Origin of the sequence: Hyphomicrobium sp. 802, from assembly GCF_000526135.1 — a bacterium.
In the GTDB taxonomy this organism is placed as follows: Bacteria; Pseudomonadota; Alphaproteobacteria; order Rhizobiales; family Hyphomicrobiaceae; genus Hyphomicrobium_B.
In genome coordinates this window covers 1,276,277-1,297,739 of sequence record NZ_JAFM01000001.1, presented here as the reverse complement: position 1 = coordinate 1,297,739, position 21,463 = coordinate 1,276,277, and the positions used below count along the sequence as shown (strand labels likewise).

Genomic DNA, 21,463 nt, shown 5'->3' with positions numbered 1-21,463 from the left:
CAAGCGCTCGGCTTTCCGGCCCGAAACCTGCGGCGTTACGGCGTTATGACCCTGTATTTTCCAGCAGATCGTCTTGCTTCTTAAGCAGGCCCGACACCTTCGCCACCGGAATCTTAAATTCCCAACCGGCCGTTAGCGCCGCGATATCATCGGCCTGCTTCTTAGCGTCGCCGGTGCCTGAAGGCGTGACGACGACCCAGGCCTGCTTGCCGTCCGACTTGACGTCGAGTTGAATTTTTAAGCCCTTGTCGGTCTCGTACGACACCTTCCCAGCGTCCGGCAGCGTCTCGGATTTGTCCGCCTTACGCACACCTTGGAAGTCGACATAACTTGCGGACTCGATGATCTCATCGACCGAGTTCACATACTTGAGCTTCTTGCCGGCCGGCATCTGCGCCAGCTTATGCGAACCGTCCTTCTCCGAATCGATCTGATAGGCCGGTTGCCCCGCAACTTCGATCGACGCCGTCTTGATCGAATTCGTCGGAATATCGACGACGCGCGTCTTCACCCAATCGCTGAGCTTGGCTGAGGCATCGATCGGCCGGTCTGCGAGCCAACTCTGATCGGTCCCCGGCTTGCGAACATATGTGCCGTTCTTGTTGGTTCCGAACGCATCCGCCTTACTATTGCCGGCCACGATCTCGCCAATGGCGTGTCCGCTCGCATCGAGAAACCGGATCAGCCGCGACGAGCTTGTTTTCGGATCGCCGAGACCGAGAATAGGCAGCATATCCTTCTTCGCCGTCTTACGTTCGACGAGCGATGCTTCCGACGCATTGAGCAGCAACCTGCGGACGGCTTCGACATTCGCCGGATAATCTCGCTGGCTCGCGATCACCCACTTTCCGTCCTTCAGCGCAAGCTTGATCGTATTGCCGCCTTGCTCGACTTCGATCACCGCGATTTTATTTTCCGCTGGAGTGAGCGCCGGCAGTGCCGCTTCGCCGTGGATGATGGCGGTCGGCGACCAAGGCCGCGACGACACGAATGCCGTCACCGCAACCGCCAGCGAAAGGATAGCTGCACCGAGCAGAGCTACGAAGGTCTTGGGCTTCATCGCGCGTCCTCCTCAGCGTTCGTTCTTCGGTGTCTTGCGGCGCTGGCGTGTCCGTCGCCACGACACGCCGACTGCCGCCATGCCGAGCATCAACGGCACGAGAGCGATGTTCGCGAACTTCAGCCAGCCGCCGAGGTTATCAATGTCCTGGCGAAGCGCGAGTTTGACGCTGCGGAGTTCACGCCGCGTATCGACCATCTCGCCGCGGAACTTCTCGACGGTCTCCTGTTCCTTATCGGAAAGGATCGCGCTGCCGCCATTCCCCGAGGCTTGAATTTTCTGCAGCTCCGCTTGCGTGGTCTTCAGCTTGTCTTCCAGCGCTTCTTCCTTCGCGCGGAATTTCTGCTCTGCGCCGCGGCGCAGATCTTCGACCAGCGTGAACGGCCGGTCTTTGACGCCGCGCCCGCGCAGCGCGATGAGCGCATTGCTGCCGGAAAGATTTTCAAGCGCCCCGACAACGAACGCAGCGTTGTGCGCCGTTGGAATGGCGACGTCCTGGCCGAGGCTGGTATTCACCCAGAACTGATCCGCCAGAATGTCCGTATCGGCAACGACGATGACGTTGATCTTGCCCGATTTGACTTGGTCGTTTTTGGCGGTGTCCGACGCGGCGGAGGAGGCTGCATCCTTTTTCGCTGCATCCGCCGTTGACGTATCGGCTTTAGCAGCAGACTTGTCTTTCTCGTCCTTCTTGGCCGCTGCATCCGCCGCTTTCGGGGGACCGTCCGGGAATGCCGACGTCACATTGCCCGAAAGGCGTGCGGCAAGCACGAGTTTGTGACCGCCGGAAACGTAATTGCGCAGCAGCGCAAGCGGATCGGCGCCAAAGCCGACATCCTTCACGTTGACAGCCTCGGCGCTGTCGCTCGTCTCCAGAATGGGCGAAAAATCGACCGTCGCGCCGTCTTTCTTGCTCAAGAAGCCTGCCGACGCGACGTTGATCTGATCGATGCCCGCCGACAGCACGTCTTTCGGATTGATGCTCGATTTATCGAGCCCAAGCCAAGCGACGAAGTCTGTGACCGCCGGTTGCCCTGTCTGCGGATTCTGGAACTGTACGCGCCGCGCGTGCTTGATGTCGGTCGCGACCTTCGAACCGTCGTACGTCACGCCCCAACCCGCGAGAAGTTTCGTCAACTCCTTCTCGCCATTGCCCTGGTTCTGCAGAAGTTGCATCTCCGCCGTGTCCGAAACCGGATCGGTAAAGATCAAGACTTTGCCGCCTTTCAGCGCGTATTGATCGATGGCGTAAGCGGCATCCGGCGTCAGCTTCGTCGGCTGCGCCACCATCAATACGTCCAGACCTGCCGGAATTTCCTTCACATCCTGGTCGATGGGTTTGACGTCGAAGAACTCGCGGATCTGCCCCATCATCAGCCACGGCTGCGTCTGTTGCTGCCGCATCGGCGACTTGCCGCCGTCGAGAGGCAGCGACGTCATCAAGCCAACGGCGCGCTTTTTCGGATTGGCAAGCGAGTAAATAAGCTTCGTGACATCATATTCGAGATACGACTCGCGGCTCGGATCGAAGAACGGAATGACCTGCTGATTATCCGTCGCGTTTGTCGCGACGAGGCCGAAATATCCAACGTCGCCATCCGCGTTGAGGCGGAGCCCCCTAAGGCCCCCTTCGACGGCTTTGTCTTCCGCATCCGAGAATGGCTCGGGATCGAGGATAGTAAGCTGCAGCTTGCCGCCCGAGATATCGCGATAGCGTTCGAACAACTCACGCACACGATCGAAATAGCGCACGATATCAGGCGAGGCGTCGGCAAGGTTCTTCGAAAAATAGAGCCGCGCCGTGATCGGCTCGTCGATCGACTTCAGGATCTGACGCGTGCCGTCCGAAATCGTGAACAGCCGATCTTGCGTAAGGTCGGCGCTCCACGCCTTGAGACCGATCGTCGAGGAAAGGTTGACCGACAGTAAGATAACAGCGCCAAGCGCCAATCCGCCCCAGGCAAGTGTCGATCTCTTGAATGACGAGAAATAAGCCACCGTCGCCTTGAATGCGCCGGCGACGGGTCCAAACCCGTTCGACATGGCCAAACCTCACTGCGCTTTCTTCTGGTCGATCGCGATCACCGTCGCGAACAGCCAGAAAACGATCATCGAGAAGAAGAAGATGAGTGTCGGCAAATCGAGAACGCCACGCGTGATCTGCTCGAAATGCGAAAGGAAACTCATCGACGAAACGGCAGACGCGAAGAACGCCGGCGTCCAAGCCCTCAACCCACTCTGCACCATCTCCAAGCCGCTCATCGTAAACAGGAAGCAGATGAGAGACGCGACGATAAAGGCAATGACTTGGTTCTTCGTCAGCGTCGAAACGAACGAGCCGATCGCCAGGAACGCACCTGCCATCAGAAAGCTGCCGATGTAGCTCGTTAGAATGACACCATTGTCCGGATCACCAAGAATGTTGACCGTAATCCAGATCGGAAACGTCAACACCAGCGCGAGGCCGATAAACGCCCATGCCGCAAGAAACTTGCCGAGGATCGCTTCAAGCGGCGTAATCGGCAACGTCATCAAGAGTTCGATGGTGCCGGTCTTGCGCTCTTCCGCCCAAAGCCGCATCGCCACCGCAGGCACGAGCAGCAGATAAAGCCACGGATGATAGGCGAAGAACGGGAACAGATCGGCTTGCCCGCGCTCGAAGAAATTGCCGACATAGAACGTCAGCGCACCGGTCAGGGCTACGAAGACCGTTAGAAACACGAGCGCCAGCGGCGTCGCGAAATATCCGCGAAGTTCACGCTTGGCAATAATCCAAGCGTTATCGAAAGTCTCAACCATTTGGGCCTCCGTCTTCAGGCATGGTGATCTGTCGGAAGACATCGTCGAGGCGACCGCGCTCAACATAAAGCTCATCGACCGGAATGTTCTGCGCGCGAAGCAGCGCCGCCACCTCGGCCGCGGCCATCTCCTTCTGCTTCGGGATCGCGCGAAGCAGAAAATGGCCGTTCGGTTTACCGAGCGTCTCGACCTTCGCAACGCTGCTCGCGCTCGACAGCACTTCGATCGCGGCGTCCCCGCGCTCGGCAATGACCTTGAGCGATACCGCGCCGTGATAATGCATCCGCTGCATCAGATCGTCGGCCGTACCGTCGGCGACGATGTGCCCCCGATTGATGACGATCGCCCGCGAACAGACGGCCTCGACCTCTTCGAGAATATGAGTCGAGATGATGATCGCCTTGTCCGAAGACATATCGCTGATCAACTCGCGAACGTGATGCTTTTGATTCGGATCGAGACCGTCCGTCGGCTCATCCATGATCAGCACGGGCGGATCGTGCAGAATGGCCTGCGCGAGGCCGACGCGGCGCTTGTAACCTTTCGACAGCGTGTCGATCACCTGATCGAAAACGGTACCGAGACCCGCACGCTCGACCGCGCGATTGATTCGGGTCGTAAGCTCCACACCGCGATAACCGCGAATTTCCGCGATAAATGTGAGAAAACTGCGCGGCGTCATTTCCGCGTAAGACGGAGCCCCTTCCGGTACGTAACCGAACAGTGCTTTGGCTTTTTTCGGATTTTCGAAAACATCGACGCCGCAGATTGCGGCCCGTCCGGCATCCGGTTCGAGAAAGCCGGTGATCATCTTCATCGTCGTGGACTTACCGGCGCCGTTCGGTCCGAGAAATCCTAGAACTTCGCCCTTTGCAACTTTGAGCGATATGCCATCAACGGCTTTGATCTCGCCAAACTGTTTCTCAAGTCCGACGGCTTCGATCAGGTCCGTCATTGAAATCCCCTTGGGTGAGGTAAAGGCGCGTTAGTCGAAAACGCTGAATGACGCCAAGAGCCCAAGGGGTCAAGTTTGATATCCTTAAATTTTAGACAGCAAAAACGGCCTATTACCTGATGTTCCCGCCGTCTCTACGTAGGTACTTCACGCGCCTTCGCCACCGAGCGCATCGCGACAGCATTCGCAAAGATCGCTATTTCCTTCGCTTGCACGCTTGATCGGAGATCCACATTTGACACAGAGCGTATGTTGCCCGGGGCGCACGCCGTGTTCCAGCGCAACGCGCTCATCGAAGACAAAGCACTCGCCGCGCCACAGACTCTCATCGGGCGCAATCTGTTCGAGATACCGTAAGATACCGCCATGCAGTTGGTAGACGTTCGTGAAGCCTTCCTGAAGCATGTACGAACTCGCCTTTTCGCATCGGATGCCGCCCGTGCAGAACATCGCAATCTTCTGCGAGCGGTTATCTGACAACGTGCGGCGCACGTAGTCGGGAAATTCGGTGAAGGATCGCGTTTGTGGATTGCGCGCGCCTTTGAACGTTCCGACATCGAATTCGTAGTCGTTACGCGTGTCGATGACGATCACGTCGGGATCGGAAATCAAAGCATTCCAATCTTCCGGTTCGACGAGTTCGCCGGTTAAGGCGGCCGGCTCTGTCCCCGGCACACCGAAGGTGACGATCTCGCGTTTGATCTTTACTTTAAGGCGCTGGAACGGATGCTCCGCCGTCTCTGAAAATTTGACGACGAGATCGGAAAAGCGCGCGTCCGCTCTGACTGCCGCAAACAGCGTATCGATCGCGTCGCTGGCACCTGAGACGGTGCCGTTGATCCCTTCACTAGCAACGAGAATGGTGCCCTTGATCTCCTGCGCCGCACACACTTCGCGCAGCGACGTTTGAAGCGCCGACGGATCGTCGATCGATACAAATTTATAGAAGGCAGCGACTTTGACGGCCACGCGATGAGTCCCGACAATTGAGTTTGAGAAGGCCCGCCCCGGCTGTCCGATATGCGGTCGCCCATGTCCTTAAGACCCGCGTCGCCCCGGTGCAAGAGCCCTTCCCTGTCACCGGAACCTTAACAATATCGGGCAAATATCTTGACCGGAATCAAGCACTAGGTCCTCGAGCCATGTTATAAGAAGCGCTGGAAAATATTGGTCTTGGAGACCTTTGAGATGGTGAACCTTCTTCTTCGTCCTGTGATGTTCCTGGCGGCTGCCATCGCAGGCTGGTTCGTCGCCGAAGACGCCGTCAATTTTGACGTCATCCAGATGGTTGTTGCACTATTTCTGATTACGATCATCGTCGCCGTCGCCGCATTCTGGGAAACGCTGTCCGATTGGTACATGAACCGGAAGACAAACCGGAAAGTGAAGAACTGAGCAGCGTTCTCGTTGAACTGACGCTTCGCGTCCGTTCGCTTATTATAAAACGTTCTGATATATCCAGGGGCACAACATAGCCCTCATATCTGCACGGACATCTCGTGGATCTGCCAAGTCTTGCCCGCGACCTCGATAAACTGGCGACGGCTGACGCCGTCGTTGCGGACAGCTACATCCGATATGCGTTGAGGAAGGGCGTTCTCTATGGCCTCGCCGGCATTCTTGCCGTCCTGGGGCTCGCGATTATGGGCTTAGCGCTCTATTGGCTGCTGGAAGAGAGCCTCGGCCGCATCGGCGCCGCGGCATTGGTTGGCGTCATCGGCTGCCTTCTGGCAAGCCTCGTCGCGATCATCGCGATGCTTCAACGCCCTGGACGCGAATATGCCGTCGCCCAGGAAATGCGGAGATCCAGTGTCTCGGCCCTTGAGAAAAATGTCGGAAGCCCGGCCATAGGGCCTAGTGCCTATATCTATCCTGCCAGCGAGGTATTGATCAGCTCAGTCTTGCTACCGCTGCTGGGGTCCCTCATTCACAGCCTCAAATCGCCCCGCAGCAAGGCCGCAGAAACACTGGCCAAGCTGGACGACTCCGCCGCCTTGAGCGCGCCGCCGACGGAGTCTCGGGAAACCTGACGCCTCACTGACCGGCAAGTTCGGCTAAACGGTCGCTGTCCAGGATGTGAACTTCCGTACCGCGGACGACGTCGATGACGTGCATCGTGCGCAGCTTCGTGATCGTCCGGCTGACCGTCTCGATCGTGAGACCCAAGAGATCCGCAATGTCGGAACGGCGCATCGGCAGCTTGACGACGTTCTCTTCGCCATCAGGGGCCCGGGCGGAAAGGCTGAGAAGGAAACCCGCCAACCGCTCCATCGCGCTCTGCTGCCCGACCGACACGAGCAGGCTGCGAGCAGCAGCGAGCTCGGCGGAGACGGCCTTATAGAGCCTCAGTGCCAACCCAGCATCGCGGGCAGCTTCCTGTTCCAGGGCGGCCGCCGAGAGGCACCGCACTTTCGCCGGGCACGTCGCCTGAGCATCGAAAATGTGCTCGCGCAGCGTCCCGAGCCCGATGTAATCGCCGGGATAGGCAAATTCGATGATCTGCCGCCGGCCATCACCGAGCAGCTTGGAGAGCGCAATCACGCCTTCTTCGATGCGGAAAACATGGGTCCGCGGATCGCCATCGCAGAAAACATGCTCTTTGGCTTCGATACGCCGGATCGTCCCACGCTCAAAACGATCTGCAGAACTGTCGCTTGAAGAACTGGCAGCCGAGGCCGCAATGTGTGCCCCGTGGGAATTAGCTCCGATGACCTGAGAAGCGCCCAGCATGTCCAACCTCCTGCAATGCCGACTGTCTGCGGTATGTCAGGAGTTCTAGCGACCGTTCGTTCGCCACATATGCGGCTGGAGTAACGGTTTGTAATTGTTTGTAACAGCGAGAAAGTTACGCGATAGCAATGCGTTAGCTATTCGCCTGGCTGGGCGCCCGCCTGCGAAGGAGCATTTGCATCGGCGCCCAGACGTTTTAAGCCTTCCGCCGCTGCATAAAGCGTCGGCTCCAGCGCCAAGGCCGCACGGAAGTCGGATATGCTGGCTGTCCGGTCGCCGATCATCTCGTTGGCGAGCCCTCGATTCAGAAATGCAGGAGACATGTCGGGCGCCAACTCGATCGCCCGCGAATAATCGGGAATCGCCCGATCAGGCTTGCCCAGATCAAGATAAACGTTCCCGCGATTGTAATACGCGAAATTGTTGGCCCCGTTGGCGTCGATCGATGACGTAAAATCCGCGATAGCCTTCTTCAGCTGATGCTGCTGGGCGTAGGCAATGCCGCGGTTCATGTAAGCCGTGGACAGCGGATCGCCGAGCATCGTGCGCCCGATCACTTTCGTGCAACCGCGAATTTGCCGGGCCAGATTGGCACTGTCGTTACAATCCGCAATAGCGTCAGCTCGCCCGGCGGCCGGAATGACCGCTACAATTGCCAATATTGGATAGACGACACGTCTCACGGGTACACGGCCTTGCTACTCACTGGACCGACTGTTCCTTGCAGGACAGGGTCCGAAACATTTGGCGCTGAACTATGCGGCCTCTCGAAATATGTCGCGCGCCAGCACAGTCTCAAGACCCAGCATCACGCGGCGCGGATAAAAATTCCATAACAGAACGAATTTATGCACGTTTGATTTGTGTCACGTTAAAAACGCCGACTTTAGCCGCCATCGACCATAAGTCTCCCCTGCCGCCCGCTCGCGCCGCGGGCACGCGCTTTGCCGAAAAAGCGCGCATAGAACAGCGCAAGGCAGACGAAAAATGCGGTATGCGCCGCGGCAAACCAAGCCATGCCCGCAACCGTCAGATGCCGCGACCCAGCGAACCCTTCACCCGTGAGCGGCAACACCACCGCGGCGTTGAGCACCCATACGGCAAGGGCATAGAGAAGCCCCTTCATAACGGAAGAACCTGGAAGGTAGGGCTCCAGAACGAACGCATAAACGATAGCCATCGCCACGCCGACGGCCGCGTGAAATTCCCATCGGAATGCAGCCGTCGCGGGCAAGTGAATGCCGGTCGTTATCTGTAGCAGCCGGAGCAATCCACCATGCGCCGTCGCCAGCGAAATGAGATCGGCAGCGCGCAGCAGCAGCGAATTTAGCGTAATCGCGATGGCGCCCGCGATGAGCGCTGCAAAGATTCGAGACATGTTTAAACCGGAAGAAACCATGGCCGCCGCGGTCTTGTACGCCGGGGCGGCCATAGTCCAATGATTTATTGTGATGGTTCGGCGCCGATGCCGGGAACTACCCCGGCACCTTGCCCGGTACGATTCCCGGCGCGTCGCTTGGGAATTTCGCGATGTCTGCAACATCGATGTTGAGGTGCTGCGCCACAAGAGACGGCGGCGTATGGGTCAGCCAATCGGATAGGCTGATCTCCTGATAGTCGGGGACTTTGAAGACAGCCACGAACTTGAGGTCGGTCTTGCCGACGTTCTGAATCACATGCCCTTGGCTCTTCTTGACGTAGCCGACGTCCCCCGGCCTGAAGTCAGCCGTGACAGCATGCGGTCCGGCATCGAACACAGTCATGCGGCCCTCGCCTTCCATCCAGTACTGCCACTCGTCTGCGTTCGGATGCCAGTGCATTTCACGCACGGCGCCCGGCTTCAAAACCTCCATCGCCGCAGCGATCGTCTTTGAGGCTTTGAAGATCGAGCTGTCGGCCATGCGCAGTTCACCCGAAGGATTGGCTTTGACCGGCTTCGACGATCCGAGCTTAAAGGTAAACGGATTGGGCGGCGTCCCGCCCGACGCGACAGCCGCTTGATCGGCAGCGAGCGGCCCCGGCTCCTTGCCCTGGAATATCCAGAGATCCTGCAGCGGAATATTCTTGAAGACGTCTTTCGGCACGCCAAAATTTGCAGCCAAGACATCGGGTGGCGTATGCGCAAGCCAATCGGTGACCAGCAACGTGCTGTATTCCGATTGCCGGCCTTCGTCGAAAACCAGCACGAACTCTGCCCCGTCAGGACCAAGGCCCTGAAGCGAGTGCGGGAAGCCCGCCGGAAAATACCAAAGATCGCCCGGTCCAACGTCATCAACGTAGGCATGACCCTCCGGGTCAAGAACGGTCACGCGGCAGCGGCCGTTCGTCATGATCGCCCACTCGGCTGCCAAGTGCCAGTGCATCTCGCGAACACCGCCCGGCCCAAGCCGCATATTCACACCCGACACCGCCTCGGAAATAGCGAAGTCGGCCTGCGTTAACTGCCGAGCCCATCCACCATTCTGGATGCGCTTCTGCGCATTGTTGAACGATCCCCAGAAGAGCGGCATGCCGCCGACATCCGTTGGCGGCGGACTTTCGAAAGACGGAAACTGACTATTGATGATCGGGTTCTTAGGACCCGGATCCGACAGCCCACCAGGATTGGCGTTGATTGCGCCTTCAGCCGGCTGATCGGGATTTCCAAACGTCGCTGCACGCGCTGCCGCTGAAGATGCCAACGTGCCGGTCGCCGCCGCGATCGCGAGAATATTTCTGCGGGAGATTTCGTTCATGAGACACGCTCCAATCGAGATGCAAGGCAACCATCAGCGGAGACCATTGACCACGCCGCCGATCCGAAGTGCGACGAAGGTAGTGGGGCAAAAGGCAACATTCTTTCATATTCGCCGGGGCGGTTGCGGATTAGCACGAACGGCGATCAGACCAAGAAACCGGATCGATGATAGTCGGCTGCCGAATTCTAAAATTGGAAATCTGAAATTGAAGGCATCAGCGCCCATTCAGGCCGCATCGCATGGATAATCCGCACGCGCCGCGGTTGGCGCAATATACCTACGTATAGCGTTCAGAAACGATTGTCTCCTGCACTCATCCCAACGTCGCCGTTTTACGAACCTTTGTGCGATAGCGAAAGAAACGTGAGCGGACCAAATTATCGGTCAGCTGCTCACGAGCCAATGAGACCCGAAAGCAGCGGAAAATAAATCAAAGCTCTTTGGGAGTAATGGCTATGTCAATGCACAAGATTCTTTCCCTCGCAGTCGTTGCCGGTGCGTTCGCTCTTTACGGTGTCCCCGCAAACGCCGAATCGCTTCCGGAAATCGTGAACCAGCAGATCAGCGATCGCGGCGTCCCGAGCTACTCGGGTGCAGAAAACGGTTCAGACGCATCGATCGTCCAGCAGCAGCTGCAGCAGTACGGCAACTCGGCTCAGCCGGATGTTGATGCCTCGGCCTCGCGCGGTCACGATGACTCGCTCGTCCGCCTTCAGTACGAGCAGATCCCTCACTAACCACTAACGATAGCAGACCCTCGCTTGTCCTAAAAAACCCGCCGCTCCTCCCGGCGGGTTTTTCTTTTTTGTTTAATGCAACGTTGAAAAACGCCTGTCAGTTAGCCTGTATTGCGGGCAGCATGTGCGATGGCCGAGAGCGCCATTACCGAGCACAGCGTCATCAGTTCATGAGTCAATCGCACTGCAGATGCATAATCTGCCCAGATCAGAGAGAAAATCCCGCAACGGCTGTGCGTGTTTTCCCTATTGAACGAGACAAAGATCCCAACACAAACATTTATCTCTGCACAGATAGACTAGCCCATAAGACATATGCCAGCGTATACGGATCGTTATATTTTTCGGAGTGAGCGATGCCGACAATATTGCTGGGCGGCCGACGCGATTGGCGAGAAATTCTCACGACTAAGCATGCTTGCCTGACAGCACCGCCCCAAAAAAAGAAAAAACACTTTTGGAAACGTCCCCGCACTGTCGCGGCGCCCGAGCCGATCGGAACACGGCCGAAAATCACATTCCTGGAAAAAGAATTCAATCGAGATACTGTGCTGGAATCGGAATTCGATTTCATATTGCCATTCTCAATGGAAGACTACGCCATACTGCGAGATTGCCCGCAGGTTCGGCACAAATGCATCTTTCCAGAAGAGCACATCGCAAAAGCAATAGACGATAAGATCGTCTTCAACGCGCTGATGATGGAGTGTGGATATGCGAACTGCATTCCACGCGTAGGCTCACCGAGCGAATTGGAATTGCCCTTCATTCAAAAGCGGCGCGTCGATGAATATGGAATCCATACCCGCATCATCACGAAGAGGTCAGAGACGGATAGGATCCACGATCCCGACTTCTATTTTCAAGAGTACGTTCCAGGTGCCGAGGAATATGCTACGCACGCGATCTGCGTCGCCGGCCGTCTGGTTTACGTGAAAACATACAAATATCTGTTCAACAGTGATACTTACACAAAGTCGGCGCAAAACCATCCGTTCTGCGTTGAAGACTTAGGCGGGTACATACCATCGGAGCTTGCCAGCATTTTCGCAGACCTCTCTTACACCGGATGCGCATGCTTTAACTTTAAGCTCAAAGATGAGACGCCGATGATTTTCGAACTCAATCCTCGGGTCGGAGCATCCTTCGCAAGGAATTACGAGCCCTATCTGTGGGCGTATATGCGCGCTGTGCAGGACAACAACAGAAGAGCAGCAAACCCGGAAGTCTCACGTCCTGGTCTGAGCAGAGCTTCGCTCACGGAAATAGCTGCACGCCAATCGCAGTGAACCTCTCTGCATCCGAAAATCTCAGGAAAATCGAACGAAGAATTTGGGAATGGCGGAAAAATCATAGCCGCCCGCATTATAGGGCACCCGCGCAGGTTGGCGATCGCCCCGCCCATCGACCACGCACGTTTCGATGAGATATGTCCCCGGTAGAGGCGACAACGGGACTTCGAACCTCACCCAAGTATAGCGGTTAGGCTGATGATCGATGATGCGCGCTGGCTCCCATTGGCCGCCGTTGACGCGCACATCGACGCGTTTCACGCCCCAGTGCGGCGCCCAAGCATATCCTCGTAATGTTTGCGGACCCGACGGCATGACCGGAAGTTTGCCGCGATCGAGGGGATAGTTGGATGGCATCTGCGGTTGCTTGGCGAGCACCAACGGTATTGCAAGCATGGACCGCGATGTATGCCATGTCACCGGAACACCGATGACGTTCTTCGGCGTGACAAATCTAAACTCGTCTTCGCTGGACGGTTTCGGCGGCGGATAGTCTGGCCCAACCATGGAGTGGCCAATTGTGTTCAACCGCACCCAGAAATCGTGCGACGCAATTTTGATTTCGGTTAGCCATTTCGTCGATGCGCCGCCACACCAGCCCGGCACGAGAGCCCGGACTGGTGCGCCGTGATCCGGTGGCAACGGCATGCCGTTCATCTTGAAGGCCAGGCCGATGTCCTCGCCGCGCTCGATCAGTTCACTGATTGGAAGCGGTCTGCCGGTATCGGATTGAATGTTCGGCGCCTTGCCATCGACTCCCGACCAGAAAAGCACGCTCTTGGCATTGGCCTTCAGGCCGACGCGGCCGAGAATCTCGCTCATCGGTACGTACTGCCATTCTGCCTGTCCTACGCCGCCAAGCCCCCAGCCGTTTCCTGATACCTTGGTTGGCGACGACAGCATGTCCTGCTGTTCCCAAAACAGCGACCGGCCATTCCCAGCACACTGCATGACGCTGACGATCGACCGCGACGGCATCCTGAGGATGTCATCGTATGTGAGTTCAAGCGGCCGCTCGATCGCGTCGCCATGGATTTTGAGACGCCAGAATCGCGGATCGACGCGCTGATCGATCTCCGCACGCGGGGTCGGATATTCGTTGCGAATGTAGAATTCTTCGACTGGCGTAATGTACGTATCGAAGTTCCACCACGCCCCTCCTTGGTTCGTGGCGTTGAGGTCGGTGAGCAGACCGACGTCCTTCACGAACGAGGGATGATAACGGGATGGCCCACTGCCGCCATGCCGAAAACTTAGTCTCGGCTTCTCCGGCGCGGATACTGCCTGAGCAGCCGCGCTCACATTGTTCGCAGCCAGCATCCCTGCCGCTGTGACCCCCGTAGCGCCAAGAAAAAAACGACGGCGGTCGATCGCCGAGCTATCACCGTCGTGCTCGCGACGAGAAATGACGTCGTGGTTCATAAATCTCTCCGTCTCCGGTCGAATACCCGGACGTACTGGATTTCATTTGTGAACGCCGACACGCGGCCGATCGCGAAAGTGTAGTGGAGGGGCGCACTGCACTTCACGGGGAAGGCGAAGCCTAACAGCCTCTGCTCCGCCGTTACAATGAGTGATCAACGATAGGCACGACCATGCTTTTATGCGGCCGTCGCGAGCATTCCGCCCCGTACGTACAAGGACGCCAGATTTTCCGGCTTGAGGCCGTGTTCTGCTGAACGAATTTTAGCGAGGAATTCAAAGAATGCGTTGGGCAATGGTGCCCAGGGGCAGAATTGAACTGCCGACACTGCGATTTTCAGTCGCATGCTCTACCAACTGAGCTACCTGGGCCTGCCTCCGCGGCGCAGAGCCCCGAACGAAGTAGGCGGTCCTTATAGGGGGGCGATTGGCGGTATGCAAGCGCCTCTCGCAAGGCTTTTTTATACCCCCTCGTCTTCGTCCCCCGAACGCTTACCGTTCTCGGGCGGCGTCGCGTTGTCGCCCTCGTCTTCGTCCCGTCCGGCAATGGCATAACCGCCCGTAAACCACCGCGCGAGGTCGATATCGGCACAGCGCTTAGAGCAGAACGGCCGATAGGCCTCGGCAGCCTCCTTGCCGCAGATCGGGCACTTGAGCGGCTTCGCTCCGGACTTGGCAGCGGACATAACGAAACTCAATCGCGGTCGACTTCGGCGTATTTCAGCCAGTTGTACTGGATCGGGAACTTCTCGGAATTGAGAAGCCCCACGACTTCCGTCAAGGGCAGGCCAACCACGTTCGTATAAGAGCCAATCAGCCGCTGCACGAAGCAACCGGCCAAGCCCTGAATGGCGTATCCGCCGGCTTTGCCGCGCCATTCACGCGAGGCGATGTAGGATTCAAGCTCCGCCTTATTGAGATAGCGGAAGCGCACCCGCGTATCGACGATCTTCGTCCGTACGCGATCGTCCGGCGTAATCAGGCAAATGCAGGTCTGGACCTTGTGTGTCCGGCCCGAAAGAAGTTGTAGCGACGCCATCGCCTCTTCGATGTGCGCCGGCTTCATCAGAATCTTGCGACCCATCGCAACGACTGTATCGGCGGCTAAAATGTAGGCGCCTGCAAGCTCCGGATCGTTGGCGATTTGCGCGCGTGCCACTTCCGCCTTGGCGCGGGCCAGCCGGGACACCAGGGCACGCGGCATTTCTCCGCGCTTCGGCGTCTCGTCGATAGAGGCGGGACGCAGTGCATCCGGGTTCACCCCGACCTGAGCCAGAAGCGTAACCCGGCGGGGACTGGCGCTGGCGAGCACAAGCTGCGGCCGCTCGATAGCGGCGTTCGTCTCCGATCGCTCGCGCGACAGCGTGCGCCGCAGCGTTTCTCGTCCGGGCACGCCGGTCCGGGCAAAGACGGGCAATAAACTGCTCATGAGCGTCGTTATCATAACCGTGACCACAGGCGATAGAATAAAGGCGACACACACGAGGCGAACAATGCGGCCGTCGTCCCAGCCTTTGCAAGTCCCAGCCCCACGCGTTGCAGGCGGCAACAAAACAGGGCATGAATAGCCTGATCTTTCCCAGATTTGATGGCCGCAATGGCTCTGAAACCAGACCCCGCCGACGTACTTGCCAGGACGCCGCTTTTCGGCACGCTCGACGAATCGAGCCGAAAGGCTGTCGCGGCAGAGCTTCGTGATTCCGCCTATGAGCCCGGCCAGATCATCTTTTCGCGCGGTCAGGCCGGTTTAGAGCTTCATATCGTCACCAAGGGCCGCGTCCGGCTTTCGGTCCTGACGTCCGATGGCCGCGAACTATCTTTTGCGCATGTCGAGGCCCCTTCGATCTTCGGCGAGTTGGCGGTCTTCGACGGCCTTCCCCGCTCCGCCGACGCGACCGCCGTCAACAAGGTCGAAACGTTGATGCTGTCGAAAGCCGCGTTCGTCCGGCTGCTCGGAACACAGCCCTCCGTCGGCGAAGCCGCGGTGCGTTTTCTTGCCGGCCGTCTGCGCGATGCCGATGAGCAACTGGAAGCAATCGCCCTGCATCCGATCGAAGCCCGGCTTGCGCGCTTTTTCCTTGCATCTGTTCGCCAGAAGGACCCGGCCGGAAAAGCCGAGAAAGTTTCGCTTGCCCTCCCCATTTCACAAAGCGAGCTCGCCCTGCTCGTCGGCGCCAGCCGTCCGAAGGTCAACGCCGCGTTGGGCATGCTCGAACAGGAAGGCGCCATCGAGCGTCGAGGCCAACAGGTCATTTGCAACATCGCGGCACTGAGCGGCATCGGCCGCCTCGACGACAGAGATTAGTCGTCTTGCCGCAATCGCCGGACCAAGCACATGACGATCGTTGATCGGCAAAAGCGGCGTGCCCTGCCTACGCTGGCAGTTGGGTGGATGAAAACCGCTTTCGATGGCATCCGCAGTTTTATTCGCCGGATATCCAACATCGGCATCAAAGGCTATCCGCCGGACATCCAGCGTCGCCTCAAGATCGTCAATGTATTCTCGGCGCTCGTTGTCGTCACGACCTGCATCTATGCAGCCCAGCTCTGGGCCTCTGGCGTGAAAGAGATGCTGCCCGCCGTCTATATCAACTTAGGCGTCGCGCTGATCGTCGCTCTCGTGCCGCTCATGCATCGCTACAACGAGATCGCTGGCGGACTGCTGCTCGTCGTCGCCGAGTTTTCCGCTCTCATCGGGTTCACCGCATTTTTCGGACGGATGGGCGGTGCACCGCTGCAATACGTGATCGCCGCCGCCGCGCCGTTCGTCATTTTTGAAGCCCGGCGCTTCCGGATCATCATCGCCATCGTTTGGCTGGCGCTGATCCTACACCTGTTCGTCTGGTTCTCGTTTCCCATGGAAGCCGCCAAGTTTCGAGCAGACGAGAAGACCATCAACTCGCTCTACGTCCAGGCCGCCGTGACGACGTTCGGACTGATCGCCGCTTGCGTTTATTATGCCTTCAGCCTGTTCGAGCGTGCCAAGGCCGAAACCGAGACGGTCCTCCGCAACGTCTTGCCCGACAGCGTGGTCGAGCGCCTCAAGGAAGCACCAGGCGAAACGATCGCTGACGGCTTTTCCGAAGCCTCGGTGCTTTTCGCCGACATCACCGGCTTCGTCGGCATGGCGCGCGGCCTCGGCCCGGAAAAAACGGTCGCGCTTCTCAATCACCTGGTCATCGCCTTCGACGAAATCGCGGATCACCACGGCGTCGAAAAAATCAAGACCATCGGCGATGCCTACATGGTCGCCTCTGGCGTACCCGTCCCTCGCAAAGACCATGTCGAAGCGCTTGCGGCCACCGCACTTGACATCGTCACGGCAGTGAAACGCATTAGCATTGAGGAAAATATTCCAATCAGCGTTCGCGTCGGCATGGCATCAGGCCCGATGATGGCAGGCATCATCGGCAAGAATAAATTCAGCTATGACGTGTGGGGCGATCCGGTCAATCTCGCGAGCCGTCTGGAACAATCGAGCACACCAGGCTTTATCGCCATCTGCCCGACATGCGCGGGCGCGCTGCAAAGCACGTTCGTTTTAGAACCGCGCGCCGATATCGAGATCAAAGGCGTCGGCCAGCAGACCTCCTGGTATCTGCTCGCCCGCAAATGATCGTGCCCGCTCATCCCTTCCAGTGCAGCGAGCAAACGAGTGTGAATAGCCGCCGCGCCGTATCTTCATCAACGACGATCCGCGGCAACAGCTTTTCCTTGAGCAACACACTGCCTTCGTCGTGCAGCGCGCGACGGCTGACGTCGATGGCCTGAATACGCGCCGGCGGCGCTGTTCGCACTGCTTCGTAGTACGACTCGCAGATCATGAAATAATCTTTCACGATCCGCTTGAGCGGAGCCAGCGCCATACCCAGTTCAACCGGATCACCGCCTTCAGCTGGAGAAATTGCCAGAACGAGGCGCTCCTCCGTCAGCGACAGATGCAGCTTGTAGGGACCAGCATTCATGTCCTCGACGCGAAAGCTGTTCCCGTCGAGGATATCGAAGATCGCGACTTCGCGTTCATGCTCGATATTCGAGTTAGCCCGCCCGAGCGATTTTGCATCGAGCGTGATCTCAATCAGCCGGTCCCGGCTCTTTTCCGGTGAAGCGACGGTTTGGTCCATCTCGTTTTTAACCTGCTTTTTCGAGCCGGATTTCCACGGAACGCCGATGCCCTTCGAGCCCTTCCGAGCGAGCAAGCGTCATCGCAGCAGGGCCAAGTTTTGACAGCGCCGCCGCATCGAGCTTCAGGATCGACGTCCGCTTCATGAAGTCGAGAACGCCAAGCCCGGATGAGAACCGCGCGCTCCGCGCCGTAGGCAACACATGGTTCGATCCCGAAACATAATCGCCGATCACTTCCGGCGTCACACTCCCGATGAAAACAGCACCCGCGTTACGAATTCGTTTCGCGAGATCTTCGGCGTCTGCGGTTGCAATCTCCAGATGTTCGGCAGCGATCCGATCGGCCAACGGCACAGCCTCGCCAAGCGATCCTAGAATGATCGTCGCGCCGTACGTGTTCCAGCTTTCGCCCGCGATATTTCCGCGCGGCAGCGTTTCGAGCTGGCGCTTCACGGCCTTTTCGACGGCGTTTGCGAACTCCGCATCGTCCGTCATCAAAATCGACTGCGCCGCCGTATCGTGCTCGGCCTGCGCCAGAAGATCAGCGGCGATCCATTCCGGATTGTTGTTCTTGTCGGCGATCACCAGAACTTCCGACGGTCCCGCGATGGAATCGATGCCAACGACGCCGAACACCTGCCGCTTCGCCGCTGCGACATAGGCATTGCCAGGCCCGACAATTTTTACGACCGGCTTGATCGTCTCCGTGCCGTAAGCGAGCGCGGCCACGGCCTGCGCGCCGCCGATGCGATAGATTTCCGAGACGCCGGAAATTTTTGCCGCCGCTAGCACGAGCGGATTGAGATCGCCGCTCGGCGACGGCACCACCATGACGATGCGCGGCACGCCCGCAACTTTTGCCGGCACGGCATTCATCAGAACTGAGCTCGGATACGACGCAAGTCCGCCCGGCACATAAAGCCCAACGGATTCCACCGCCGTCCAGCGATGCCCAAGCTCGACACCCGCGGCGTCCGTATAGCGATCGTCCGTGGGCAATTGGCGCTTGTGATGCTCGGCAATGCGATTGCATGCGAACGTCAGCGCATCGAGCGTCTCTTTCGAACACGCCGCATACGCCGCCTCGATTTCATCGGCCGTCACCGCAATGCCGGCCTTCCTGAGATCGAGACGATCGAACTTCTGCGTCAGATCGACGAGCGCCGCGTCACCACGCTCGCGGACATCCGCGATGATCTCGCGCACTGTGTTATCGACATCGACCGACACTTCGCGCTTGAGGCCAAGAAGCTCAGCGAACTGTGCTTCGAAACCGTTATCGTTGTTGTTGAGACGCACAGGCATCGGCAATCTGTCCTTGGGAAGCGATCGAAAAGCAGATCAGCTTGCATCCTCGGGATGCTCAGGAGAGCGTTTTGTCCCCCACGCCGCCCCGAGATCTTTCAGTTCGACCTCGATACATTCGACGCTCAGCCGAATGGCCGCGCCACCCGAAAATGTCAACGTGACATCGCCTTCGGGAGAACCTTCGCCGCCCTTCGGCTCGAACGTAACGGCCAGCAGCGCGAGCGCTGTTCTTTTGTCCTTGAAGTCAATGCCCTGGACTTGCGCAGCATTCACCCGCTCGAACCGGATACCAGCCCGGCGACGCTCGAAATTCTCGTCGCTGCGCCCCTGCGCGGTCTGCGAATGGCCCAGCGCATTCGCCCAGTCGAAACGATTGACGATCGCAGCAAACCGCTTTTCCTTCGGCAAATATGTCATCTCGCCGACGCGCAGCACTGCATCCTGCAAATGCGCGGAAATGATACCGAGGTCTAAGGTATCGAAGGCGATGAGCTTAAGGTCCGGCATCTGGCGCGATTGTCTCCGCAAAGCAGGCGGGCGGCTGGGAAAAGCCGAGTGATACAAAGACGCGCCGAAAGCTGCAACGTCTCCTGGTGCAGAACCTCAACCGCTGCTGAGACGCTCGATTTCGGCGCCACAGGCACTGAGCTTGCGCTCCAGTTGCTCGAAGCCGCGATCCAGATGGTAAACACGGTTGATGACCGTCTCACCCTCACCCGCAAGCCCCGCAATAACGAGCGACACAGAGGCGCGAAGATCCGTCGCCATCACAGGCGCGCCTTTCAGCGCTTTCACGCCTTTGATCGTCGCCGTGTCGCCATGGAGCTGGATGTCTGCGCCAAGCCGCGCCAATTCCTGCACGTGCATGAAGCGGTTCTCGAAGATCGTTTCACGAATGACGCTCGTTCCCGATGCGCACGTCAAAAGCGCCATCAGTTGTGCCTGCAGGTCGGTCGGAAATCCTGGAAACGGCTGCGTCTCGACCGACACCGGCCGGATGCCGCCGCCATTGCGCGCAATGCGCACGCCGGTTTCCGTCGCCTCGACCGACGTGCCCGTCTCGCCCAGCACATCGAGCGCAGTCTTGAGATCGTGAATGTGCGCGCCTTCGAGCAGCACATCGCCGCCCGTCGCCGCGACCGCCATCGCGAACGTTCCGGTTTCGATACGGTCGGGCAGCACCGTATGCACTGCGCCTTCGAGCCGATCGCGGCCCTGAATGCGCAGCACTGACGTGCCGATACCTTCGACATGCGCGCCCATTTTCGTGAGGCACGTCGCCACGTCGCCGATCTCGGGCTCGCGCGCTGCATTCTCGATCACGGTCTCGCCCTTGGCGAGAGCGGCAGCCAACAGCACATTATGCGTGGCGCCGACCGATACCTTCGGAAATACGATATGCGCGCCGCGAAGTCCCTTAGGTGCCTTGGCGACGACGTAGCCGCTGTCGATGTCGATCTCGGCACCCAGCGCCTTGAGCCCCGTGAGATGCAGGTCGACCGGCCGTGTACCGATGGCGCAACCGCCGGGCAGCGACACCCGCGCCTCACCCATTCGGGCGATCAACGGACCAAGCACCCAGAAGCTCGCCCGCATCCGCGACACCATTTCATAGGGCGCGGTTGTATCGACGATGTCGCGCGCCGTCAGATGGATGGTGTCACCGAGATGGCCCGACGGGCTCGAACGCTTGCCATCGACGGCAAGGTCGACGCCGTGATTACGTAGGATCCGCACCAGAAGATTGACGTCCGCGAGATTGGGGACGTTCTTCAGCGTCAGGCGGTCTTCCGTCAAAAGGCTGGCGATCAGCAGCGGCAAGGCCGCATTCTTGGCGCCGGAAATCGGGATGCTTCCCCGAAGCGCGTGGCCGCCGACAATTCTGATCCGATCCATGAATTCCAATCGTCTCCATGTGGAAAATCCGCACGAATCGGCCAGTGGGCCCGAGATCGCGTGATTATCCGTTGAGCATTACCCTCGGCAAGCCGCTTTTCCGGGTGAAGCAGCCTTAGTCCTCATGATTGCCGGACGATGTTTCCCCGTCGTCCCCATCCGTCTCTTTGTGGCGCCGCGCCGCAGCCTTGCGGCGTTTCAGGTTGGCGCGCAACTCCTCGGCGAGGCGCTGCTTCCGGGACATCTGGGCAGCCGACGGCTTTGCACCCGGATTTGCGGGCGGTTTTTGCGGCAAATCTCCGCTCATTCAGTCTTCGCGCGTCTCGGAATGTGTCGCAAGACTTGCATCTTCATGCTCCGTCCTCCCCCTTGTCGATAGCTTGGCTTTCCGGCTTGCTCGC

Annotated in this window: 23 protein-coding genes and 1 tRNA gene; 6 read left to right on the top strand and 18 right to left on the bottom strand. The window is 58.6% G+C overall.

Features of this window, described 5'->3' with window-relative positions; all coding sequences use genetic code 11:
• Positions 1–43: 43 nt before the first annotated feature.
• The 5 genes from HYP802_RS0106465 to HYP802_RS0106445 all read right to left on the bottom strand — a co-directional run bounded on the left by HYP802_RS0106465 (position 44) and on the right by HYP802_RS0106445 (position 5,783).
• Complete coding sequence (locus HYP802_RS0106465; RefSeq protein WP_024275386.1) at positions 44–1,060, bottom strand: DUF4340 domain-containing protein; 1,017 nt, start codon at positions 1,058–1,060, stop codon at positions 44–46.
• A 12-nt stretch (positions 1,061–1,072) separates the two neighbouring features.
• On the bottom strand, positions 1,073–3,103 hold the full coding sequence (locus tag HYP802_RS0106460; protein WP_024275385.1) for a Gldg family protein: 2,031 nt from the start codon (positions 3,101–3,103) through the stop codon (positions 1,073–1,075).
• Positions 3,104–3,112: 9 nt separating this feature from the next.
• Positions 3,113–3,859: an ABC transporter permease subunit gene (locus tag HYP802_RS0106455; protein WP_013946322.1), complete on the bottom strand. Its 747-nt coding sequence runs from the start codon at positions 3,857–3,859 to the stop codon at positions 3,113–3,115.
• Positions 3,852–4,814 carry an ABC transporter ATP-binding protein gene (locus tag HYP802_RS0106450; protein ID WP_024275384.1) on the bottom strand — a complete coding sequence of 321 codons (963 nt, stop codon included), beginning with the start codon at positions 4,812–4,814 and terminating at the stop codon, positions 3,852–3,854. Before HYP802_RS0106450 ends, HYP802_RS0106455 begins: the two co-directional genes overlap by 8 nt.
• Positions 4,815–4,961: 147 nt before the next feature.
• Complete coding sequence (locus tag HYP802_RS0106445) at positions 4,962–5,783, bottom strand: rhodanese-related sulfurtransferase (protein ID WP_024275383.1); 822 nt, start codon at positions 5,781–5,783, stop codon at positions 4,962–4,964.
• 219 nt (positions 5,784–6,002) lie between these two features.
• Between HYP802_RS0106445 and HYP802_RS0106440 the strand changes: the two genes are divergently transcribed.
• Entirely contained in the window at positions 6,003–6,209 is a 207-nt protein-coding gene (locus HYP802_RS0106440; RefSeq protein WP_013946319.1) for a hypothetical protein, read from the top strand.
• Between the two features lie 104 nt (positions 6,210–6,313).
• On the top strand, positions 6,314–6,844 hold the full coding sequence (locus tag HYP802_RS0106435) for a hypothetical protein (RefSeq protein WP_013946318.1): 531 nt from the start codon (positions 6,314–6,316) through the stop codon (positions 6,842–6,844).
• 4 nt (positions 6,845–6,848) lie between these two features.
• Here HYP802_RS0106435 and HYP802_RS0106430 read toward each other — a convergent pair whose 3' ends face one another.
• The 4 genes from HYP802_RS0106430 to HYP802_RS0106415 form a co-directional block, all read right to left on the bottom strand.
• A complete protein-coding gene (locus tag HYP802_RS0106430; RefSeq protein ID WP_024275382.1) occupies positions 6,849–7,544 on the bottom strand; it encodes a helix-turn-helix domain-containing protein in 696 nt (231 codons plus the stop codon).
• Between the two features lie 137 nt (positions 7,545–7,681).
• Complete coding sequence (locus HYP802_RS0106425; protein WP_029670832.1) at positions 7,682–8,227, bottom strand: tetratricopeptide repeat protein; 546 nt, start codon at positions 8,225–8,227, stop codon at positions 7,682–7,684.
• 203 nt (positions 8,228–8,430) lie between these two features.
• Positions 8,431–8,922, bottom strand: coding sequence for a hypothetical protein (locus HYP802_RS0106420; protein WP_155831167.1), 492 nt, complete (start codon positions 8,920–8,922; stop codon positions 8,431–8,433).
• A gap of 97 nt (positions 8,923–9,019) precedes the next feature.
• Positions 9,020–10,279: a cupin domain-containing protein gene (locus HYP802_RS0106415; RefSeq protein ID WP_024275379.1), complete on the bottom strand. Its 1,260-nt coding sequence runs from the start codon at positions 10,277–10,279 to the stop codon at positions 9,020–9,022.
• 458 nt (positions 10,280–10,737) lie between these two features.
• On the opposite strand from HYP802_RS0106415, the gene HYP802_RS0106410 reads away from it, so the two are divergent.
• Positions 10,738–11,019, top strand: coding sequence for a hypothetical protein (locus HYP802_RS0106410; protein ID WP_013946313.1), 282 nt, complete (start codon positions 10,738–10,740; stop codon positions 11,017–11,019).
• Positions 11,020–11,375: 356 nt separating this feature from the next.
• The gene (locus HYP802_RS0106405; RefSeq protein ID WP_013946312.1) at positions 11,376–12,308 is read left to right on the top strand and encodes a hypothetical protein; all 933 of its coding nucleotides are present in this window, start codon (positions 11,376–11,378) and stop codon (positions 12,306–12,308) included.
• A 21-nt stretch (positions 12,309–12,329) separates the two neighbouring features.
• Here HYP802_RS0106405 and HYP802_RS0106400 read toward each other — a convergent pair whose 3' ends face one another.
• The 4 genes from HYP802_RS0106400 to HYP802_RS0106385 form a co-directional block, all read right to left on the bottom strand.
• Positions 12,330–13,733 (bottom strand): molybdopterin-dependent oxidoreductase, encoded by a 1,404-nt coding sequence (locus tag HYP802_RS0106400; RefSeq protein WP_013946311.1) that lies wholly within the window; start codon positions 13,731–13,733, stop codon positions 12,330–12,332.
• A 296-nt stretch (positions 13,734–14,029) separates the two neighbouring features.
• Positions 14,030–14,105 (bottom strand) — tRNA-Phe (locus HYP802_RS0106395).
• A gap of 89 nt (positions 14,106–14,194) precedes the next feature.
• Positions 14,195–14,419: a DNA gyrase inhibitor YacG gene (gene yacG / locus HYP802_RS0106390; RefSeq protein WP_013946310.1), complete on the bottom strand. Its 225-nt coding sequence runs from the start codon at positions 14,417–14,419 to the stop codon at positions 14,195–14,197.
• 8 nt (positions 14,420–14,427) lie between these two features.
• Complete coding sequence (locus tag HYP802_RS0106385) at positions 14,428–15,162, bottom strand: Maf family nucleotide pyrophosphatase (RefSeq protein WP_244420967.1); 735 nt, start codon at positions 15,160–15,162, stop codon at positions 14,428–14,430.
• Between the two features lie 168 nt (positions 15,163–15,330).
• Between HYP802_RS0106385 and HYP802_RS0106380 the strand changes: the two genes are divergently transcribed.
• The gene (locus tag HYP802_RS0106380; protein ID WP_024275376.1) at positions 15,331–16,038 is read left to right on the top strand and encodes a Crp/Fnr family transcriptional regulator; all 708 of its coding nucleotides are present in this window, start codon (positions 15,331–15,333) and stop codon (positions 16,036–16,038) included.
• Positions 16,039–16,068: 30 nt separating this feature from the next.
• Entirely contained in the window at positions 16,069–17,349 is a 1,281-nt protein-coding gene (locus tag HYP802_RS0106375) for an adenylate/guanylate cyclase domain-containing protein (RefSeq protein ID WP_013946306.1), read from the top strand.
• Between the two features lie 10 nt (positions 17,350–17,359).
• Here the strand turns inward: HYP802_RS0106375 and HYP802_RS0106370 are convergent, their stop codons facing one another.
• The 5 genes from HYP802_RS0106370 to HYP802_RS0106350 form a co-directional block, all read right to left on the bottom strand.
• Positions 17,360–17,857: a UPF0262 family protein gene (locus tag HYP802_RS0106370; protein ID WP_013946305.1), complete on the bottom strand. Its 498-nt coding sequence runs from the start codon at positions 17,855–17,857 to the stop codon at positions 17,360–17,362.
• A 7-nt stretch (positions 17,858–17,864) separates the two neighbouring features.
• Positions 17,865–19,163: a histidinol dehydrogenase gene (gene hisD, locus HYP802_RS0106365; protein ID WP_013946304.1), complete on the bottom strand. Its 1,299-nt coding sequence runs from the start codon at positions 19,161–19,163 to the stop codon at positions 17,865–17,867.
• Positions 19,164–19,199: 36 nt separating this feature from the next.
• Positions 19,200–19,673, bottom strand: a complete 474-nt coding sequence (locus HYP802_RS0106360; RefSeq protein WP_013946303.1) for a DUF2948 family protein — start codon at positions 19,671–19,673, stop codon at positions 19,200–19,202.
• 96 nt (positions 19,674–19,769) lie between these two features.
• On the bottom strand, positions 19,770–21,062 hold the full coding sequence (gene murA, locus HYP802_RS0106355; RefSeq protein ID WP_013946302.1) for a UDP-N-acetylglucosamine 1-carboxyvinyltransferase: 1,293 nt from the start codon (positions 21,060–21,062) through the stop codon (positions 19,770–19,772).
• A 115-nt stretch (positions 21,063–21,177) separates the two neighbouring features.
• On the bottom strand, positions 21,178–21,369 hold the full coding sequence (locus HYP802_RS0106350) for a hypothetical protein (protein WP_013946301.1): 192 nt from the start codon (positions 21,367–21,369) through the stop codon (positions 21,178–21,180).
• Between the last annotated feature and the right edge of the window lie 94 nt (positions 21,370–21,463).

Bases quoted from the DNA above. Each gene is read 5' to 3' on its own strand.
- HYP802_RS0106465 (WP_024275386.1), bottom strand. From the start codon at position 1,060: ATGAAGCCCAAGACCTTCGTAGCTCTGCTCGGTGCAGCTATCCTTTCG.
- HYP802_RS0106460 (WP_024275385.1), bottom strand. From the start codon at position 3,103: ATGTCGAACGGGTTTGGACCCGTCGCCGGCGCATTCAAGGCGACGGTG.
- HYP802_RS0106455 (WP_013946322.1), bottom strand. From the start codon at position 3,859: ATGGTTGAGACTTTCGATAACGCTTGGATTATTGCCAAGCGTGAACTT.
- HYP802_RS0106450 (WP_024275384.1), bottom strand. From the start codon at position 4,814: ATGACGGACCTGATCGAAGCCGTCGGACTTGAGAAACAGTTTGGCGAG.
- HYP802_RS0106440 (WP_013946319.1), top strand. From the start codon at position 6,003: ATGGTGAACCTTCTTCTTCGTCCTGTGATGTTCCTGGCGGCTGCCATC.
- HYP802_RS0106430 (WP_024275382.1), bottom strand. From the start codon at position 7,544: ATGCTGGGCGCTTCTCAGGTCATCGGAGCTAATTCCCACGGGGCACAC.
- HYP802_RS0106420 (WP_155831167.1), bottom strand. From the start codon at position 8,922: ATGTCTCGAATCTTTGCAGCGCTCATCGCGGGCGCCATCGCGATTACG.
- HYP802_RS0106415 (WP_024275379.1), bottom strand. From the start codon at position 10,279: ATGAACGAAATCTCCCGCAGAAATATTCTCGCGATCGCGGCGGCGACC.
- HYP802_RS0106410 (WP_013946313.1), top strand. From the start codon at position 10,738: ATGTCAATGCACAAGATTCTTTCCCTCGCAGTCGTTGCCGGTGCGTTC.
- HYP802_RS0106405 (WP_013946312.1), top strand. From the start codon at position 11,376: ATGCCGACAATATTGCTGGGCGGCCGACGCGATTGGCGAGAAATTCTC.
- HYP802_RS0106400 (WP_013946311.1), bottom strand. From the start codon at position 13,733: ATGAACCACGACGTCATTTCTCGTCGCGAGCACGACGGTGATAGCTCG.
- yacG (WP_013946310.1), bottom strand. From the start codon at position 14,419: ATGTCCGCTGCCAAGTCCGGAGCGAAGCCGCTCAAGTGCCCGATCTGC.
- HYP802_RS0106385 (WP_244420967.1), bottom strand. From the start codon at position 15,162: ATGAGCAGTTTATTGCCCGTCTTTGCCCGGACCGGCGTGCCCGGACGA.
- HYP802_RS0106380 (WP_024275376.1), top strand. From the start codon at position 15,331: ATGGCTCTGAAACCAGACCCCGCCGACGTACTTGCCAGGACGCCGCTT.
- HYP802_RS0106375 (WP_013946306.1), top strand. From the start codon at position 16,069: ATGACGATCGTTGATCGGCAAAAGCGGCGTGCCCTGCCTACGCTGGCA.
- HYP802_RS0106370 (WP_013946305.1), bottom strand. From the start codon at position 17,857: ATGGACCAAACCGTCGCTTCACCGGAAAAGAGCCGGGACCGGCTGATT.
- hisD (WP_013946304.1), bottom strand. From the start codon at position 19,163: ATGCCTGTGCGTCTCAACAACAACGATAACGGTTTCGAAGCACAGTTC.
- HYP802_RS0106360 (WP_013946303.1), bottom strand. From the start codon at position 19,673: ATGCCGGACCTTAAGCTCATCGCCTTCGATACCTTAGACCTCGGTATC.
- murA (WP_013946302.1), bottom strand. From the start codon at position 21,062: ATGGATCGGATCAGAATTGTCGGCGGCCACGCGCTTCGGGGAAGCATC.
- HYP802_RS0106350 (WP_013946301.1), bottom strand. From the start codon at position 21,369: ATGAGCGGAGATTTGCCGCAAAAACCGCCCGCAAATCCGGGTGCAAAG.